At 70.0% G+C, this 16438-nt stretch carries 14 protein-coding genes; 9 read left to right on the forward strand and 5 right to left on the reverse strand.

All coding sequences use genetic code 11. The features are described 5' to 3' along the window. Positions 1-62 precede the first annotated feature (62 nt). The 3 genes from HUA75_RS07225 to HUA75_RS07235 all read left to right on the forward strand — a co-directional run bounded on the left by HUA75_RS07225 (position 63) and on the right by HUA75_RS07235 (position 3389). Positions 63-950, forward strand: a complete 888-nt coding sequence (locus tag HUA75_RS07225; protein WP_174463428.1) for a PhzF family phenazine biosynthesis protein — start codon at positions 63-65, stop codon at positions 948-950. A gap of 185 nt (positions 951-1135) precedes the next feature. Continuing rightward, positions 1136-2059: a diacylglycerol kinase family protein gene (locus HUA75_RS07230; protein ID WP_141643244.1), complete on the forward strand. Its 924-nt coding sequence runs from the start codon at positions 1136-1138 to the stop codon at positions 2057-2059. Between the two features lie 181 nt (positions 2060-2240). Further along, on the forward strand, positions 2241-3389 hold the full coding sequence (locus HUA75_RS07235; RefSeq protein ID WP_254627451.1) for a right-handed parallel beta-helix repeat-containing protein: 1149 nt from the start codon (positions 2241-2243) through the stop codon (positions 3387-3389). A gap of 92 nt (positions 3390-3481) precedes the next feature. On the opposite strand, the gene HUA75_RS07240 is transcribed toward HUA75_RS07235, so the two are convergent. After that, positions 3482-4222, reverse strand: coding sequence for a DUF2306 domain-containing protein (locus HUA75_RS07240; RefSeq protein WP_174485940.1), 741 nt, complete (start codon positions 4220-4222; stop codon positions 3482-3484). Between the two features lie 138 nt (positions 4223-4360). On the opposite strand from HUA75_RS07240, the gene HUA75_RS07245 reads away from it, so the two are divergent. The 5 genes from HUA75_RS07245 (at position 4361) to HUA75_RS07265 (ending at position 7993) form a co-directional block, all read left to right on the forward strand. Next, positions 4361-5524 carry a sensor histidine kinase gene (locus HUA75_RS07245; RefSeq protein WP_174485941.1) on the forward strand — a complete coding sequence of 388 codons (1164 nt, stop codon included), beginning with the start codon at positions 4361-4363 and terminating at the stop codon, positions 5522-5524. Then, a complete protein-coding gene (locus HUA75_RS07250) occupies positions 5521-6162 on the forward strand; it encodes a response regulator transcription factor (protein WP_141643247.1) in 642 nt (213 codons plus the stop codon). The genes HUA75_RS07245 and HUA75_RS07250 overlap by 4 nt, the downstream gene beginning before the upstream one ends. A gap of 127 nt (positions 6163-6289) precedes the next feature. After that, entirely contained in the window at positions 6290-7345 is a 1056-nt protein-coding gene (locus HUA75_RS07255; protein ID WP_174485942.1) for a DUF72 domain-containing protein, read from the forward strand. Between the two features lie 44 nt (positions 7346-7389). Then, complete coding sequence (locus HUA75_RS07260) at positions 7390-7701, forward strand: hypothetical protein (RefSeq protein WP_174485943.1); 312 nt, start codon at positions 7390-7392, stop codon at positions 7699-7701. Further along, a complete protein-coding gene (locus HUA75_RS07265) occupies positions 7622-7993 on the forward strand; it encodes a Smr/MutS family protein (RefSeq protein WP_174485944.1) in 372 nt (123 codons plus the stop codon). The genes HUA75_RS07260 and HUA75_RS07265 overlap by 80 nt, the downstream gene beginning before the upstream one ends. On the opposite strand, the gene HUA75_RS07270 is transcribed toward HUA75_RS07265, so the two are convergent. The 4 genes from HUA75_RS07270 to HUA75_RS07285 all read right to left on the reverse strand — a co-directional run bounded on the left by HUA75_RS07270 (position 7975) and on the right by HUA75_RS07285 (position 13927). After that, positions 7975-10737 carry an SNF2-related protein gene (locus tag HUA75_RS07270; RefSeq protein WP_141643251.1) on the reverse strand — a complete coding sequence of 921 codons (2763 nt, stop codon included), beginning with the start codon at positions 10735-10737 and terminating at the stop codon, positions 7975-7977. The two genes, HUA75_RS07265 and HUA75_RS07270, sit on opposite strands and share 19 nt — an antisense overlap. 201 nt (positions 10738-10938) lie before the next feature. After that, the gene (locus HUA75_RS07275) at positions 10939-12285 is read right to left on the reverse strand and encodes a DUF58 domain-containing protein (RefSeq protein ID WP_174485945.1); all 1347 of its coding nucleotides are present in this window, start codon (positions 12283-12285) and stop codon (positions 10939-10941) included. After that, positions 12282-13217 carry a MoxR family ATPase gene (locus HUA75_RS07280; protein ID WP_141643253.1) on the reverse strand — a complete coding sequence of 312 codons (936 nt, stop codon included), beginning with the start codon at positions 13215-13217 and terminating at the stop codon, positions 12282-12284. The genes HUA75_RS07275 and HUA75_RS07280 overlap by 4 nt, the downstream gene beginning before the upstream one ends. A 68-nt stretch (positions 13218-13285) precedes the next feature. Beyond that, positions 13286-13927, reverse strand: a complete 642-nt coding sequence (locus HUA75_RS07285; RefSeq protein WP_246137221.1) for a hypothetical protein — start codon at positions 13925-13927, stop codon at positions 13286-13288. A gap of 440 nt (positions 13928-14367) precedes the next feature. Here HUA75_RS07285 and HUA75_RS07290 point away from each other — a divergent pair, with 440 nt between their 5' ends. Continuing rightward, entirely contained in the window at positions 14368-16437 is a 2070-nt protein-coding gene (locus HUA75_RS07290; RefSeq protein WP_371746071.1) for a peptidylprolyl isomerase, read from the forward strand. Position 16438 lies beyond the last annotated feature (1 nt).

Genomic DNA, 16438 nt, shown 5'->3' on the forward strand with positions numbered 1-16438 from the left:
ATCGGTACACTCGAAAGACGGTTCGGGCCCTGGCCCGGTTCCGTGGATGGGAGACGCACGCCATGCAGGTGACCATCGTCGATGCCTTCACGCAGACCGCTGGGGCTGGCAATCGCGCGGGAGTGGTGCTGGACGCCGCGGGACTGAGTGTGGAGGCCATGCAGCGCATCGCGACCGCGGTGGGAGCATCGGAGACGGCGTTCGTCATCTCCGGCCCCACGGCGCAGGGCGTGCGGCTGCGCTACTTCACTCCCACGGTTGAGATTGATTTCTGCGGCCACGCCACGGTGGCGTCGTTCCACCTGATGGCGGAGCGGGGGCTGGTGCCTCGCTCGGGAGCGCTCAAGTTGGAGTGCGCGGCGGGTGTGCTCGACGTGGAACTGGAGGCAATGGGCACGCGAGGGAGTCGGGCGTGGATTGTCACCCCTCGGCATCCGTGGCTGGAGGCGCCGGTTCCGCTGGCGCAGGTGCTCGCGCTCGTGGGCGGGACGGTGGACATGGTGGATGGCTCGCTGCCCGTGCGGCGCAATGCGCACCGGGTGATGGTGCCGTTCCGACGAAGAGAGGACGTGTGGGAGCTGGCGCCTCGCTCGGGTGCGTTGGATGCGCTGCTGCGGCCCCATGGAGTGAGCGGCGTGTACTTCTTCACGCGCGAGACGCTGGAGGCGGGCAGCGTGGCACACTCGCGATACTTCGTGCCCGGCATGGGCGTGGCGGAAGACCCCGTGACGGGCTCGGCGGCCGGGCCGCTCGGCATGTACCTGGCGATGCACGGCGTGCTGCCGCTGCCGGCGGAGGGTGGCACGGTCCGCGCTCGCATCGAGCAGGGGGATGCCATTGGCAAGCCTGGGCGCATCGAGGTGGAGGTCACCGGCCGCGCCGGGCAGCCCGAGCGGGCGCGCATCGGCGGAGTGGCGGTAACGGTCCTCGACGGCACGCTGCACGTGTAGACCGGCCTACGGTCCCCGGGTGGCGCCTTCCATGGACCCGCCACCCGGAACGGGGCCCCACTGTGCGGTGCGTCAGCGGTGCGCGGGGTGGCGGGAGACCTGGACGACCCGGGAGGTGCGTCGCGGAGTGGAGTACCGAGCCACAACCGCGTAAACAGGGGCGTTACAGGGAGGGGTAGGTGCCGATGAAGACGTTCCTCGTGGTCAATCCGCGCAGCGCCAATGGCCAGACCGGGAAGCGCTGGGTGGAGATTGCCGCGCAGGTGGGAAAGGTGCTTGGCGAGTTCGGGCACGGTTTCACCCAGGGCGGGATGGATGCCGCGCGCATCGCCCGCGAGGCGATTGACCAGGGCTACGAGTGCATCGTCGCGGTCGGCGGCGACGGCACGCTGAACGAAGTCACCAACGGCTTCTTCCGCGACGGCAAGGCCATCAACCCCAACGCCGCCCTCGGCCTCATCCCGCGAGGCACCGGTGGCGACTTCCGCCGCACCTTCGGCTGGGGGCTGGACCTGGAGTCCTCCCTGGAGCGGCTCCGCTCGGACACGACCGAGCCCTTCGACGTGGGCCGCCTCGACTTCATCGACAACGACGGCAACCCCGCGACGCGCTACTTCGCCAACATCGCCTCGCTCGGCGTGAGCGCGGTGGTGGCTCGCGAGGTGAATAGCGGCAGCAAGGCGCTCGGCGGCAACTTCAGCTTCGTCTGGGGCACGCTGAAGGGCCTCGTGAAGTACACCGAGCGCAAGGTCCAGCTGTCGACCGATGGTGGGCCCCCGGAGACGCTCGACGTCACCGCCGTGGCGGTGGCCAACGGCCGCTACTTCGGCAGCGGCATGTTCGTCGCCCCCGAAGCCGTTACGCACGATGGGCTGTTCGACATCACCATCTGGTCCGGTTACGGCCTGAGCGACTTCCTCCTCAAGTCCAAGGGCGTCTACAACGGCTCGCACGTCACCTGGAAAGGCACGCGTCGCCTGCGCTGCCAGACGGTTCACGCGGAGTCCGTGGATGGCCAGGAGGTCTACCTGGACGTCGACGGAGAAACGCCGGGTCGACTGCCCGCGACCTTCACGCTCCTGCCCGCCGCCATCCGCATCAAGGTGTAGCGGGTCCGCGGCTCCAGCGGTCCTGCTGCTTTTCAGGCCCGTGAAAGTCGCGCCCAAACCGTGCCGGTGAAGTGGAAGTTTGTGCGGGCGCTGTGTCTCGCGATGGTGAGGCGTGTCGATTCTCGCGCGCATCCCTCGACTGGAGCGTGCGCCGCCGCGTGGCTGGGTTTATCCGGCGAGCATGCACAAACCCACCCTGTCCACACCCCTGGCTCGTGGTTCCCTGTCGTCGCGGCTGTTGCCCTCGCTCGCGGCGCTCCTGCTGCTCCCGCTCCCCGCACTCGCGGCGCAAGTGCCTGTCGCCTGCAACAACACCGTCACCGATGACGAGACGCTGAACGCCGCCGTCGCCGCCAGCGCGGTGGGGGACGAGTTGGTCATCTCCGGGCCCTGCCTCATCAACTCGACGGTGCGTCTGCGCGGCCAGCGCGCGTATCGGGGAGGCGAGCCCTCGGGCACCGTCATCCGTCAGGCGAACGGCGCCAACCTCGCGGCGCTGCTGGCCAGCGACACATGGCTGGATGTGGCGACCTTCACGGGCGACCCGGTCAGCGTGAAGAACCTCACGCTGGAGGGGAACCCGACCAACAACACCGGCCGTGCCACGGACGGCATCGTGCTGATGTCGTGGAACTCCACCGTGGAGAACACCCGCATCAACAACATGCGCGGCTCGGGCATCCGCCTCACGAACACCAACAGCGCGGGGACGCCCATCGTCAACACGCAAGTGAACGGGCGCATCGTCCACAACTTCATCAGCGACTCGGGTGTCCACGGCGTGCACGTCCAGGACTCGGGCAACTCCGTGACGGACTGGGACCTCATCGACAACTGGATCGCCGACTCGGGTGTCAGCGCCATCCGCCTGGAGAACTCCGCGGGCTGGAAGGTGCGCGGCAATCACCTCTACGGCGTGGGCCAGACGGCCATCGTCGCGCAGCGGCTGTTCGGCACCACCATCTCCGACAACTACATCGAGGGCTTCGGAGAGGGCACCACGGCCGGCACCTGGGCGGGCATCGGGGCCACCGTGCAGGGTGACGCGGCGTCGGTCATCTCCGACAACAAGATCTTCAACTTCGGAGGCGAGCCCAACACCGCCTCGCGCTACCACTACCTTTCCATCAGCCAGGTCAACTACGGCACGGGCTTCGTCTCCGTGACGGGCAACGCCATCCGGGGCATCGGTAGCACGCGCAGCACCGGACTGAACTACGAGAAGGGCGGGGGCACCGCGCTGACCGTCACGTCCACCGGGAACATGGTGACGGGCGTCACCACTGCGCGGAACGTGGGCACGGGCGTCACCGTCACCGCGGGCCAGTAGTCGCCCCTGGGGCTCGCCTCGGTCCTCGTGGCCGAGGCGGCCTCCCTGGTGTCGCGGTGCATGTCTCGAACGAGTGGCCTCAGGGGCAACGGTCAGGACTCGGAAGCCGCGCGCGAGTGCTGTGCATGGGCAGGAGGCGGGGCGCGGTCGGGACGCGGGCTCTTGCTCTTGGCCGCGAACTTCCCCTGGTAGTAGCGCTCCCACAGCTTGAGTCCCGGAACGCCCACCAGCGTGGGGCCGAGGAACACGGCGAGCTGCATGCCCTCGATACCCAGGTGCCTCGCATTGACGACCAGCACGGCCGTCAACGTGGCGATGCCCGAGCCCACCATGGCGCCCATGTGCTGGAACCACCAGTGCATCCGCTCCTGGGGCGGGCGGAGCCAGTACCGCAGCGATGCCGCGCCCTGGAGGATTCCCACGGGCGCGAAGCCCCACAGGAGCGGTACGTCATTCACGAGGCCCCACGCTCCGGTGAACAGGCCCAGGCCCAGCGTCAGCGCGGAGAGGCCCAGGTCGAAGGGGTGACGATGCGCCGTCGTGCGAGACTTCGTGCGCAGCACACGCACGCCCATGGATGCGGAGCTTCCGCTCATCACGCTCAGGAACATGAAGAACAACGCATGGGCCTGATGCTCCGGTCCCTGCAGGAATCTCCAACTGGAGATGATCAACCCGGTGATGGCCACGACGCCCATCGCGACCACATAGACCCAGCCCACGCGCCGGTGGAGCGAGCTTCCCTTGCGCGCCACCAGGGGCAGCCACAGCGAGGTGAAGCCGACGACACCCGCCATGATGTGAATCGCGCGAGCGAGATAATAGAAAGACATGCAGGCCTCCGACGTGCTGCGAGACGGAGGCCAAGGTACGCAAGCGCTCCAAGGCCCACATCGGCTGGAAGTCACACGAGGGCGCCATGACTTCCGGCATATGTCCCGCCGCCGAGGCGGGTCCTATGCTCCGCTCCCATGGCCTTGACGCACGCCGCACGAAAGCCCGCATCCATCCGAAGATTGCTGCGCGTGGCGGGGTTGCTCACGTGGGCTGTCGTCGGCTCCCCTCATGTGGAGGACGTGCTGCGCGAGCCCTCGCTGCTCTCCACTCCGCGCGAGCTGGCGTGGTTGGTGGCCTTTCTCGCGTTCGGCCTGGCCTATTGGTGGAATGCGCGGGCCGAGGTCGAGGACCGGCGCGGGATTCCGCTGATGGGCGTACAGGCCGTCAGCGCGCTCGTCATCGTGGCCACCAGTCGCACGGGAGTGGACGGTGCGCTGCTCGCCATCGTCGCGGCCCAGGCGCCCGAGCTGCTGCCCCAGCGGCGCGCGATGCTCTGGGTCCTCGCGCAGTCGGTGGCCCTGCTGCTCGTCTTCGTCTCCATCTACCCGCTGTCGCGCGCGCTGCTACAGGCCCTCATCTTCATCGGCTTCCAGGGCTTCACGCTGGGCTCGGCCGTCGTCATGGTTCGCGAGGCTGAAGCGCGAGGCGAACTGGCCCACCTCCACGCGGAGCTCCAGTCCACCCAGGTGCTGCTCGCCGCCAGCGAGCGGGAAGGGGAGCGGCTGCGCATCGCCCGTGAGCTGCACGACTCCCTGGGCCATCACCTCACCGCCCTGTCCCTCAACCTGGAAGCCGCCGCGCACACCGCGAAGGACACGCCCTCCGCCGAGCACCTGCGTCGCGCACGCGAGGCCGCCCGCATGCTGCTGTCCGAGGTGCGCGAGACGGTGTCGGCGTTGCGTGACACCCCCGCGCCGTTGCTTGCGACGCTGCGTCAGCTCGCGCACGACATGCCCGGGCTCGCGGTCCACCTCGAGGTCCCCGAGACGCTGGCCCTCGATTCGGCCGAGGCGACGCACTCGCTCATCCGCTGCGTCCAGGAGGTCCTCACGAACACGCTGCGCCACGCCCACGCGACGCAGCTCTGGATTCGCATCGTCCCGACCGAGGAAGGCGGCGTGCGGGTCATGACCCGAGATGACGGCCGGGGCGCGCGGTCGCCGATGCCTGGCGCGGGCCTCACCGGCATGCGCGAGCGCTTCACCCGCCTGGGAGGCCGCGTGGACTGGCGCGCGGAAGAAGGGAAGGGCTGGGAGTTGGATGCGTGGCTTCCGGCCGAGAGGAGGGCCGACGCGTGATTCGACTCGTCCTGGTGGATGACCATGCGCTGGTGCGACAGGGGCTCCGCGGCCTGCTGGACCTCACGCCCGACCTGCGCGTCGTGGGCGAGGCGGTGGATGGCGAGGAGGCGCTGCGCAAGGTGGCGGAGCTGAATCCCGATGTCGTCCTGATGGACGTGCGCATGCCGCGCATGACGGGCCTGGAAGCACTGCGGGAGCTGCGGCGCGGGCCCGTGCATCGGCGCGTGGTGCTGCTCACCACCTTCGACGAGGACGCCGCCATCGTCGAGGCGTTGCGCGCGGGCGTGCAGGGCTTCCTCCTCAAGGACGTGTCGCTGGAGGAGCTGTCCGACGCCATCCGTCGCGTCCACGCGGGCGAGACGCTGCTGCCCCCCGGTGTCGCCGAGCGCGTGACCCGGGGGCTCCTGGAGCTGTCCCGGGACTTCGCGCACGCGGAGCTTCCCGAGGGGCTCACGCGGCGGGAAGTCGAGGTGCTGCGGCTCATCGCCCGGGGACTGAGCAACCGGGAGATTGCCCAGGCGCTCGGGACGGCGGAGGGCACGGTGAAGAACCAGACCTCCAGCATCCTGTCGAAGCTCGGTGTCCGGGACAGGACTCGAGCGGTGCTCCGGGGCATGGAGCTTGGCTGCCTGTAGTTCGGACATCCCTCTTGGGTAGGCCCCGGGTTCTGAGGCAACCTCCTGAATCATGTGGCGCCCGGCGTTATCCCTGCCGGACGCGCGGCACCGTGTTCCGGTGTCCGCAGGACGCAGGAGATGCCCGATGGCCCAGCAGCGTGGACCCTCCCAGCTCGACCTCTTCACGGGCGCGCCCGTGGAGGCGCCCACCCGGAGCCGGAGCAGGACCCAGCCGGTAGCGCCCGCGCCCGTGGAGGAGTCCGTCGCGTCCCTCGGCCGCGAACTGCCCACGGGCATCTACCTGGGCACCTCGTCGTGGACGTTCCCCGGCTGGTCCGGCCTCGTCTATGACCACGAGGCCGCCGCGTCGCAGCTCGCGCGCGAGGGACTGTCCGCGTACTCGCGCCACCCCGTGCTGCGCACCGTGGGCATCGACCGGACGTTCTACGGCCCCATCAACGCCGAGGCCTTCGCCGAGTACGCGGAGCAGGTGCCCGCGGACTTCCGCTTCTTGGTGAAGGCACACGAGGTCTGCACGCTGGCGCGCTTTCCCATGCACGAGCGCTACGGCGCGCATCGAGGCCAGCTCAACGAGCGCTTCCTTCACGCCGCCTACGCGGAGGAGGCCGTGGTGCGGCCCTTCGTGGAGGGCCTGGGCGACAAGGGCGGCCCGCTCGTCTTCCAGTTCCCTCCGCAGGACCCACAGGTGCTGGGCGGCCCCGCGCGCTTCGTGGAGCGACTGCACGCGTTCCTCTCCGCGCTCCCCAAGGGCCCGCTGTACGCGGTGGAGGTGCGCAACGAGGAGCTGCTGACGGAGGGCTTCGCGCAGGCGCTGGCGGACGTGGGCGCCTGTCCCGTCCTCGCGGTGTGGGCCCACATGCCCTCCATGGGCATCCAGGCCAGGCGCACCCGGGCGCTGGAGGCGCGTGCCCTCGTGGTGCGGTGGATGCTGCCGCCGAACCTCGGCTACGAGGAGGCACGTGCTCGCTATGCGCCGTTCAACCGGTTGGTGGACGAGGACGTGCCCACCCGGGACTTGCTGGCGCGAGCGTGCCTGGCCGCCCAGCGCCGCGAGCGCCCCGTCTTCGTCACCATCAACAACAAAGCCGAGGGAAGCGCGCCTCTGTCCGCCATCAAACTGGCGGAACGTATCGTCACGAGCAGGACGATGGAGGGGAGCCAGCGGAGCGTCGCGTCATGAACGAGACTTGCCACCGTGCACAACACTTGCTTACTTGAGGGGGCATGAAGTCCGTCCTGGTCGCCGCACTGGTGGTTCAAATGACGACAGCCGGAGGCGCGGGTGCGCGCGAGGAGCGTGCGGACGCGCGCGACACGGCGGCGGCGGACGATGTGGGCAAGCACCTCTCCGCGCTGAAGCAGGAGCTGGACTCGGTGTCGGAGCAGTACCGGCAGGCCCGAGAGCGGCGGCGTCAGGAGTCAGAGCGCAAGAAGCGCGAGTCGGGGGAATGGACGAATGAGCCCGCGACGTCTCCACCCTCTCCCAGCAGGCGAGCCATCGCTCCCGCCGGAGGGGCCGGAACCCCCGCCCGCTGACGATGAGGTCTTCGAGTTGCCCATCGACGGCAACCTCGACCTGCACTTCTTCCAGCCTCGTGAAGTGAAGCCCCTCGTCATCGAGTACCTCTGGGCGTGTCGCCAGAAGGGGTTGCTCGATGTGCGCGTCATCCACGGCAAGGGCACGGGCGCGCTGCGGCGCACGGTGCACGCGCTGCTGCCCAAGCTGGAGGAGGTGGAGTCCTTCCGCCCCGCCTCCGAGTTCGACGGAGGCTGGGGTGCGACGTGGGTGCGGCTCAAGCCGCTCCCGCCTCAGGACAGCCAGAAGTAGGCGGAGGCGATGAGCGAGCGCTTCTCGTTCACCTTGGCCTTGTTGGCGAGCTCCGCGAGCTGCCGGTCCTTGGCGGCGTAGCGCTTCTCCTCCTCGTTGCGCAGCGAGGACAGCTTGCGACGGTACTCGCGCTCCATCCGGTCCGAGTTCGCCCGCGCCTTCGCGCGCTCCGCGATGTCTTCCACGGACGCCACCTGCTTGCGTGCGTCGATCCACTGCTGCCGGGCCGCCTCGACGCCCTCACGGGACTCCATCAGGCAGTCCTCGACGTAGCGGTCCGCGCGCTCCTTGGCCTTGTCCAGCTCCAAGGCATTGCGGCGCTCGGCGGCGCGGACGATTTCGTCCTTCGCCGTCACCAGCGACTGCTCCTGCATGAGTTGCACGGACACGGGCGCGGGCTGCCGGCGCTTTTCTTCCTTCGCCGCCAGCTTCACGAAGTGCGCGCCGTCCTGGAGGGGCAGGGCGCGGAAGTTGCCCTCGCGGTCCTTCACCAGCACCAGGTGGACGAGCTTCTCCTCGGGCTTCAGTCCCGTCGTCTCGAACTTGTACGCGAACCACCAGCCCTCGCTGCCAGCCAGTCGCGCCAGGCGTGAGGGCAGGCCCGCGGCGTCGAGCTGGAGGTAGCTGACGGCGTCCTGCTTGCGCTCCTTGACGGCGTAGGCGGCCTTGGCGATCTCCAGCCGTCCCGAGGTGCGGCTGCCAAGCACCGAGCTGGTGAGGGCGCGCGCCTCCTGCTGTCGCTTCGCGAGGGCTTCCTTTGTCTGCTCACCCTGGCCGCGCAGGCGTCGGCGGACATCGCCGTCGAAGCGCTCCAGCACCACCGAGCGCATCTCCGTCATGCGCTGGCTGATGCGCCCCTCCATCTCCGAGCGCAGCTTGTCGAAGGCCGCGTTGATGTCCTCCACCTTGCGGCAGCCCTGGTAGATGTCGAGCACGCGGCGCTCGAAGTCCACGCCGCTCTCCAGCGCGCCCAGGATTTCGTCCGACGCGCCGAAGACGCCGTCGAAGAGGTTGAGCTTCTTCTCCAGCAACTCGAACAGTCGAGCGTCCGCCGCGTTCATCCGGTTGAGGAAGTTGATGACCAGCACGTCGCGCTGCTGGCCATACCGGTGGCAGCGGCCGATTCGCTGCTCCACGCGCTGCGGGTTCCAGGGCAAATCGTAGTTCACCACCAGGTTGCAGAACTGGAGGTTGAGGCCCTCGGCGCCGGCCTCGGTGCAGATGAGGATCTGCGTCTTGTTGCGGAAGTCGTCCACCAGCGCGCGCCGGTCCTCCGGCGTGCCGGCGTCACCGGACAGCAGCGAAATCTTCCCCCGGTACCCGTGCTCCGACAGGAGGTTGAAGAGGTACTGCTGCGTGCGCTTGGACTCGGTGAAGATGAGCGCCTTCTCTGGCCAGCCGTGCGCGCGCATCACCGTGAAGGTGCGGTCCAGGCCCCGCTTGAGGGCCTCGCCCTTGGCGTTGACCTTGATGGAGTCCGCCAAGTCCGCGTACTGCCGAAGCTCCCAGACCTCCTGCTCCAGGGCGCGCACGTTGGGCGCCTTGGCCGGGTCGTCGGACCACTCCTCGCCCTCCTCGACGAACTGCTTGGCCTCCTCGGGCTCGAACATCGCGAGCGCCTGCTGGCCCAGCTTCGCCGCCGCGAGTCGCTTCTCCAGGTTGTCCGACAGCCGCCGCAGCGTCGGGGCGATGGCGTACGTGGAGGACGCCAGGAGCTTGCGGTAGCACAGCGTCAGCAGCGTCTTCTTGCCGGGTTCAATCGCCGCGGCCTCCGAGCGCTGGAGGTACTCGCTGACCTTCTCGTAGAGGTCATGCTCCTCGGGCGAGGGCGTGAAATCCTCCACGATGGAGCGGCGGTTGGTGTAGCGCACGTACTCGCGCACCTGCCGGCGCAGCGTGCGTTGCACCACGGGGGCCAGCCGCTCCTTCAGCTCGCCCGCGGCGGCCTCGGACATGCCGCCGCCCTCGTCCACGCGGTAGCGGCTGCGGAAGGCGTGCTCGGGGCCCAGAATCTGCTCGTCCAGCAGCGACATCAGGCCGAACAGCTCCATCAAGTCGTTCTGGAGCGGGGTGGCGGTGAGCAGCAGCTTGGGCTTGCCGCCCAGGGACGCCTTGAGCGCCTGGCCCATCTTGTTGTTGGCGCGGTGCGCGTTGCGCAGGCGGTGGGCTTCGTCGATGACGACGAGGTCCCACGCGATTTCCGACGTCAGGTGCGCCTTGTTGGCCGCGAACGGGTGCGAGCAGATGACGGGGAAGGGCTGGTCGAAGCAGTTGCCGGTGGCGCGCACGGTGCGGCCGTCCACGAGCACGCTGTCCAGGTCGAACTTCTCTCGCAGCTCGCTGTTCCACTGCGCGCGCAGCGTGGCCGGCGCGAGGATGAGGATGCGCGTCTTCCCCTCGGCCATGAGCTGGGCGATGACGAGCCCCGCTTCAATGGTCTTCCCCAGGCCCACCTCGTCGCCCAGCATGCAGCCGCCGCGCGACAGCGAGTCGAGCGCGAACATGGCGCCTTCGACCTGATGCGGGTTGAGGTCGACCTTCGCCTCGGACAGGGCTCCCGCCAACCGCTGTTGCGTATCACCACTGCGCGCCAGCAACTCTTCCGCCAGCAGGCGCTCGTGGAAGGGGGTCAGCGTCGTCCGGGCGGGCGGCTCCGTGGCCTCCGCGCGGGCGGCGATGGCCGCCGCGTCTGCCTCCACCTCCAACCTCAAACCCCTTGCGACCTCCGCCAAGACTGTCTCCATCCGTGTTGTTTCGGGGCGCCCACCGACACAGCGGGCGAGAGAGACGGGCCATTTTGTTGACGGAGGCTCCGCTGTAAAGGGGGTCGTCTCCGAGGCCGAATTCTAGGCCTCCGCGCGATTGGCATGCTTCTTCGCGAGCGACGCGCGCGTACTCGATTAATGAGTGTCGCGCGAACTTTCCGCTGGACATCTTCGCGAGGCCTACAACAGCCCGCGAGACTTGACGTCCAGGTACACGTTGAGCGCGGCCGCACCGAAACCCTGGGCCGGTGCGCGGACCACCAGGGCCCCCGCGTCGCGCAGGGTGCTGGCGGTGCGGCGGAACTCCGACTCCAGCCGCGTGGCGGCCTGTCGCGAGTACGCGTCCTGGGCTTCCACGGGCACGTCGGTGGCCGCGTCGCGCATGTCCTCGTCCAGCAGCGAGGCGACGACGGGGAGGTGTCGGGGGCGCAAGGCCAGCGTGCGGGTGAGCAGCCCCGCGGATGCGTCCGGGTCCACCAGGTCCGTGAAGAGGACGACGAGGGTGCGCCGCGTCTGCCGGGCGAACGCGAAGTCGTAGGCGCGCCCGTAGTCGCTCTCTTCCAGCGCGGCCTCGGCGCGGTAGAGCGACTCGGTGATGAGGCGCAGGTGTTCGTGACCCTTGCGCGGTGGGAGGAAGGTGAGCACGTCGCTGGCGAAGGCCATGACGCCCACCACGTCGCCCGCGTCCAGGCCCACCCGCGCCAGTCGGAGCGCCGCGTCCACCGCGTGGTCCAGCTTGCGACGGCCGTGCACCTTGCCCGCCATGTGCCGCCCGCAGTCGAGCAAGAGCAGCATGGGCTGGTGCCGCTCCGGCTGCCACGTGCGCACCAGGGTGTTGGCGTGGCGCGCGGACGCCTTCCAGTCGATGTGCCGGTAGTCGTCGCCGGGGCGGTACTCGCGCAGGGATTCGAACTCGCGCCCCTCGGCCGAGCGGCGGCGCAGGGTCCGTTCCGAGGGCGCGTCCGAGGAGCGGGCCAGGGCGAGGGCCTCGCTCGAGAGCGCGGTGAGGTCCGGATAGATTTTCACCGTCCGCGTCGCGGGCAGCCGCACCTGTCGGGCGCACAGCCCCAGCGGACCGAGCAGCCGCAGGTGGAGGTCTCCGAAGCGCGCATCCCCTCGGGAAGGAGGGGTGACGAAGTACGTCAGCCGTGAGCGCGCGTGTGGCGTGGCACTCCGGGCTGGCACCTGGAGGGACTGGCGGTGGCCGGTGCTGGCGACGACGTCGGGAGGCTCGTCGCGGACTTCCAGGCGCAGCGGTGTAGTGCCCGCGTCGAGTCGCTCGAAGTCGAGGTGCACGGCGTTGCGAGTTCCCGAGGAGAGGATGGGCTCCACCTCGCGTGACACCTTCACGTCGTCGCCGCGGGGCGCGCGGAGGAAGTCCACGGTGCACAGCGCGAGCACTGCCACGTCCAGGGCCAGTGCCAGCCAGCCGAACACGGGGCTGGCCACCGTCAGCGCGGCCGGGACGAGCCCCACCGCGAGCAGTGCGACAGCGAGGCCGGTGGGGACGGGACGGCCCAGGCTCACCGAGGGACCCGGACCCGCTCGAGTGTCTGCTTCAACACGTCGTCCGCGGTGACGCCTTCCACCTCGGCCTCGGCCTTGAGGAGCAGGCGGTGGTTGAGCACGCTGCCCGCCGCGCCCTTCACGTCGTCGGGGGTGACGAAGTCATTGCCCATCAGCGCCGCGCGGGCCTTGGACGCGGCGAGGAGCGCCTGTGCGGCTCGGGGGCTCGCGCCCAGGCGCACGCGGGGATTCGCACGCGTGTCCCGCACCACGGCGACCACGTATTGGAGGATGGACTCGTCGCAGGTGACGCGGGCCGCGCGGGCCTGCAGTTCCGCGAGCGTGGGCGCGTCCAGCACGCGGTCCACGGAGGGCGGCCGTCCCTCGCGCTGGTGGAAGGCGCGCAGCATGGTCGTCTCGGAGTCGGAGTCCGGATAGCCCACGCGAATGCGCATCAGGAAGCGGTCGAGCTGGGCCTCGGGCAATGGATAGGTGCCCTCCAGTTCCAGCGGGTTCTGCGTGGCGACGACGAAGAAGTGGGGCGGCAGTGGGTGGGTGACGCCGTCGATGGTGACCTGGCGTTCCTCCATGGCCTCCAGCAGCGCGGCCTGGGCCTTGGGCGGGGTGCGGTTGATTTCGTCCGCGACGAGCACCTCCGTGAAGATGGGGCCCTTCACCAGGCGGAAGGCGTTGTCCTGCGGCTGGAAGATGTTGGTGCCGAGGATGTCCGCCGGCATCAGGTCGGGCGTGAACTGGATGCGGGTGAAGAGCAGCCCCAGCGCTCCGGCCATGCTGCGCGCGGTGAGCGTCTTCGCCACGCCGGGCACGCCCTCCAGCAGGACGTGGCCTCGCGCCAGGAAGGCGGTCACCAGGTCGGCGAGCACGCGGGGCTGGCCGAAGATGGTGCCGGCGAGCGCGGCGGTGAGTCGGGCGAGGGGAGTGGCGTCGGACATGGTGGCGGGGAACGGTAGACCGCCGTCGAGTCGCGCGGCACCACTTTCGTGGCGCGCGCGCCGTGTCGTCAGTCGTTCTTGCTCTTGAGTCCGAGGAACGCGCCGATGAGCGCGGCCACCGAGCCCAAGAGGCCAATGAAGACGCCGAAGCTGGGCGACGAGTTCATCATCTCCGCGTTGCCGATGGGCGTGGGCACGAGCGTCGTGTCCGAGGACACCTTGATGAAGACGATGCACCAGATGAGGCACAGGAACGTGGTGAACAGCTGCGCCATCCACGGCACCACGGGGTTGAGGTTGGGGAACGCGCTGCGCACCCGGACGCCGATGGCCACCATCACCATCAGCGCGAGCAGGAACGCGCCGAAGCCCGTGCTCATCAGCCCCAGGGCGTCACCGTCCGCCGCCGTCTCCTTCCACGGCGTGAAGCACGAGAGGACGACCAGTCCGGCGCCATAGAAGGCGATCTTGTCGCCGGCGCCCATCGCGCCCATCAAATCCCTGGCGTCCTGCATCAGTTCGTCGGGGTCGACGATGGCGCTGCCGTTGTTCTCGTCGTCGTCCCGGCCCCCTCTCGCCCACGGGTCCGCTCCAGACGAGGCCGGTGCGGGTGCAGGCGCGGCGCGGCGCGGAGCCGTGTTCGGCGCGGCGCTCTTCGCGGGCGCGGGACGGCTGGGACGCTGAGGTGCACCGCGAGCGATGTCCTGCACGCTCTTGACGTTGGTGGCGTCCCCGCTGGCCGGCGCCGGGGGCCTGGCACCGGACTTGGCCGGTCGGGGCCTGGCGGGCGCGGCCTTCGGGGCGGGGCGAGGGTCTTCGCTCGCGCCCGTGGATTCCTCGTCGTTGTCGGAAGGCGGCTCCGCGGAGAGGAACGAGGTGTCGATGATGTAATCGCAAACAGAACAGATGGATGCGTTCGCGGCTACCTTCGAGCCGCAGCCAGGGCAGTTCAGGACCAGCGCTCCTGCTGAGAGATGCGAACACCCATCTTCGGAGCCCGGGGCCGGGTGTGTCAAACGGCATGCGGCCTAACCCCTGGATTTTCGCGGGGAATTGGCCTAGGCCCCAGCGCATGAGCCGCCCGAGCCCCGTCCGACTCCCAAGCGTCTGTCTGGTCCTCCTCGTCCTCGTCTCCGGGTGTGTCCGCTCCGTGCCGGGCCCTGATGTGGACCCGCCCGACGCGGAGGTGATGGCTCGAATCCGGGACTGGGAAGACCGGCGCTCACTGGGCGACGGACAGCTGGTGGCGCTCGTCACGGGCGCTCCGGATCCTCGCGTGCGGGCGCGGGCCCTGCGCGCGTTGGCCCGCATCCAGGATGTGGCCACGTTGGGCGCCGTGGTCGCCGGACTGAAGGACTCCGAAGCCCTGGTGCGAGGTGAGGCCGCCTTCGCGGTGGGCGAGCTGGCGCTCTCCTGGGAGCCGCTCACGGAGGCCGAGCGGGCGAGCCTGGCGACGCCGTTGCTGGTGGCCGAGGAGGAGGAGCGCGACGCAGCGGTGCGTGCCGCCCAGCTCGACTCGCTGGGGCGTCTGGCGACGACGGACACGCTGGCGCGCCTCGTCCAGCGGCTCCAGGGCGACGACGTCGAGACGGCCGGGCGGGCGGCGCTGTCGCTGGGCGTGGCGGCGCGACGTGGAGGTGCCGTGGTGGTGAAGGACGTGCCCCTGGCTTCCGCGCAGGCGTTGATGGCGGCAGGGCGGCCGGTGGCGGCCCGGTATGGCGGCGCGTATCTCCTGGCCACGGCGAAGCGCGCGGAGAGCCTGCCGACGCTGCGCGCGTGTCTGTCGGATGCGGACGCGGACGTGCGTGGCCTGTGTGTGAAGGCCTTCGGCGATGTGGGCGGCCCGGAGGACGCGGTGGTGCTGGGCCGGTTGCTGGACGACACAGTGCCTCGCGTGGCCTCGGAGGCGGCGCGTTCGCTCGCGAAGCTCGCGGCCACGTGTGGTGGGCCGTGCGCGCCGCTGGAGGCACTGGAGGCCCTGACGCCCCGGGCGAAGCGCGTGGCGCGGGGCATGGAGACGCCGATGCCCACGGGCGCGGCGCCGCGCGTGGAGACGCTGGCGCGTTCCGCGGATGGACATCCGCTGCTGGCCCTGGCGCAGCAGGGGCTGCCGGAGTTCGGCGCGCCGTTGCTCGTGTCGCTCCGGCTGGCGCTGGCGGACGCGGAGCGAGGCGCGGCGTCGGAGGTGGCTCGCGCGGACCTGGGCTGGCTCGACTGCCGGCTGGCGGCGGCGTTGGACCGTCAGCGCGGCATGGTGGCGGACACGATGAACTGTGGCTTCGGCCAGGTGTCCGACGAGCGCCGACTGGCCCTGGGCCTGCGTGAGGCCGCGCTCTCCCCGAAGAAGACGCCCGCCGACTTCGCGGTGGGCTACCTGCGCCACCCGTCGGCGCGCGTGCGGCTCACGGCGATGGAGGTCCTCGCGGAGCGCCCGGTGCTCCGGACGGCGACGGCGGTGGGCTCGCTTCTGCGGAGCGAGGACCTGGTGGTGGCCGGCGCGGCGGCAGCGACGCTGGGCAAGCTGAAGGCTCCAGGGGCCCATCCGGACCTGGAAGCGCTGGCCGACCGCGTGCCCTCCGAGCCGGACCTCGCGGACCCCGTGGGCGGTGCGCTCGTCGCGCTCCAGATTCCGGGCACCGAGGCGCGCATGAAGCAGTGGTTGACGCTGCCGCACGCCAACGTGCGCCGAGTGGCCGCAGAGGCCCTCACCCAGCTCACCGGCCAGCCCGTGCGCTCCGAGCGCGTGGAGCTTCCTCCCTACTCCTTCCGCCCGGAGCCCGCGCCCAGGGACGCCGCGCTCGTGTTGCGCACGGACAAGGGCGACATCACCGTGCGGCTCGACGCCGACGAGGCGCCGCTCACCTCAGGCAACCTGTTTGCCCTGGCGCGCAAGGGCTACTTCAACGGCATCACCTTCCACCGCGTGGTGCCGGACTTCGTCGCGCAGGGCGGAGACCCGCGTGGGGACGGGGAGGGCGGCCCGGGCGACTCCATCCGCTGCGAGATGACCCGGCGGCCGTATCTGCGCGGGGTGCTCGGCATGGCGCTGTCTGGCAAGGACACCGGAGGCAGCCAGTTCTTCTTCACGCACGCGCCGCAGCCGCACCTGGATGGCCGCTACACGGCCTTCGGTGAGGTGGTGTCGGGTCTGGACGTGGTGGATGCGCTGCTGGAGGGCGACGTCATCCGCGAGGTCAGCGCGGTGACGCTGACCCCGTGAG

Origin of the sequence: Myxococcus sp. CA040A, assembly GCF_013336725.1 — a bacterium.
Lineage (GTDB): Bacteria > Myxococcota > Myxococcia > Myxococcales > Myxococcaceae > Myxococcus > Myxococcus llanfairpwllgwyngyllgogerychwyrndrobwllllantysiliogogogochensis.

Excerpts from the sequence above, each read along its gene's own strand:
- HUA75_RS07225 (WP_174463428.1), top strand. The coding sequence starts at position 63 with ATGCAGGTGACCATCGTCGATGCCTTCACGCAGACCGCTGGGGCTGGC.
- HUA75_RS07230 (WP_141643244.1), top strand. The coding sequence starts at position 1,136 with ATGAAGACGTTCCTCGTGGTCAATCCGCGCAGCGCCAATGGCCAGACC.
- HUA75_RS07235 (WP_254627451.1), top strand. The coding sequence starts at position 2,241 with ATGCACAAACCCACCCTGTCCACACCCCTGGCTCGTGGTTCCCTGTCG.
- HUA75_RS07240 (WP_174485940.1), bottom strand. The coding sequence starts at position 4,222 with ATGTCTTTCTATTATCTCGCTCGCGCGATTCACATCATGGCGGGTGTC.
- HUA75_RS07245 (WP_174485941.1), top strand. The coding sequence starts at position 4,361 with ATGGCCTTGACGCACGCCGCACGAAAGCCCGCATCCATCCGAAGATTG.
- HUA75_RS07255 (WP_174485942.1), top strand. The coding sequence starts at position 6,290 with ATGGCCCAGCAGCGTGGACCCTCCCAGCTCGACCTCTTCACGGGCGCG.
- HUA75_RS07260 (WP_174485943.1), top strand. The coding sequence starts at position 7,390 with ATGAAGTCCGTCCTGGTCGCCGCACTGGTGGTTCAAATGACGACAGCC.
- HUA75_RS07265 (WP_174485944.1), top strand. The coding sequence starts at position 7,622 with ATGAGCCCGCGACGTCTCCACCCTCTCCCAGCAGGCGAGCCATCGCTC.
- HUA75_RS07270 (WP_141643251.1), bottom strand. The coding sequence starts at position 10,737 with ATGGAGACAGTCTTGGCGGAGGTCGCAAGGGGTTTGAGGTTGGAGGTG.
- HUA75_RS07280 (WP_141643253.1), bottom strand. The coding sequence starts at position 13,217 with ATGTCCGACGCCACTCCCCTCGCCCGACTCACCGCCGCGCTCGCCGGC.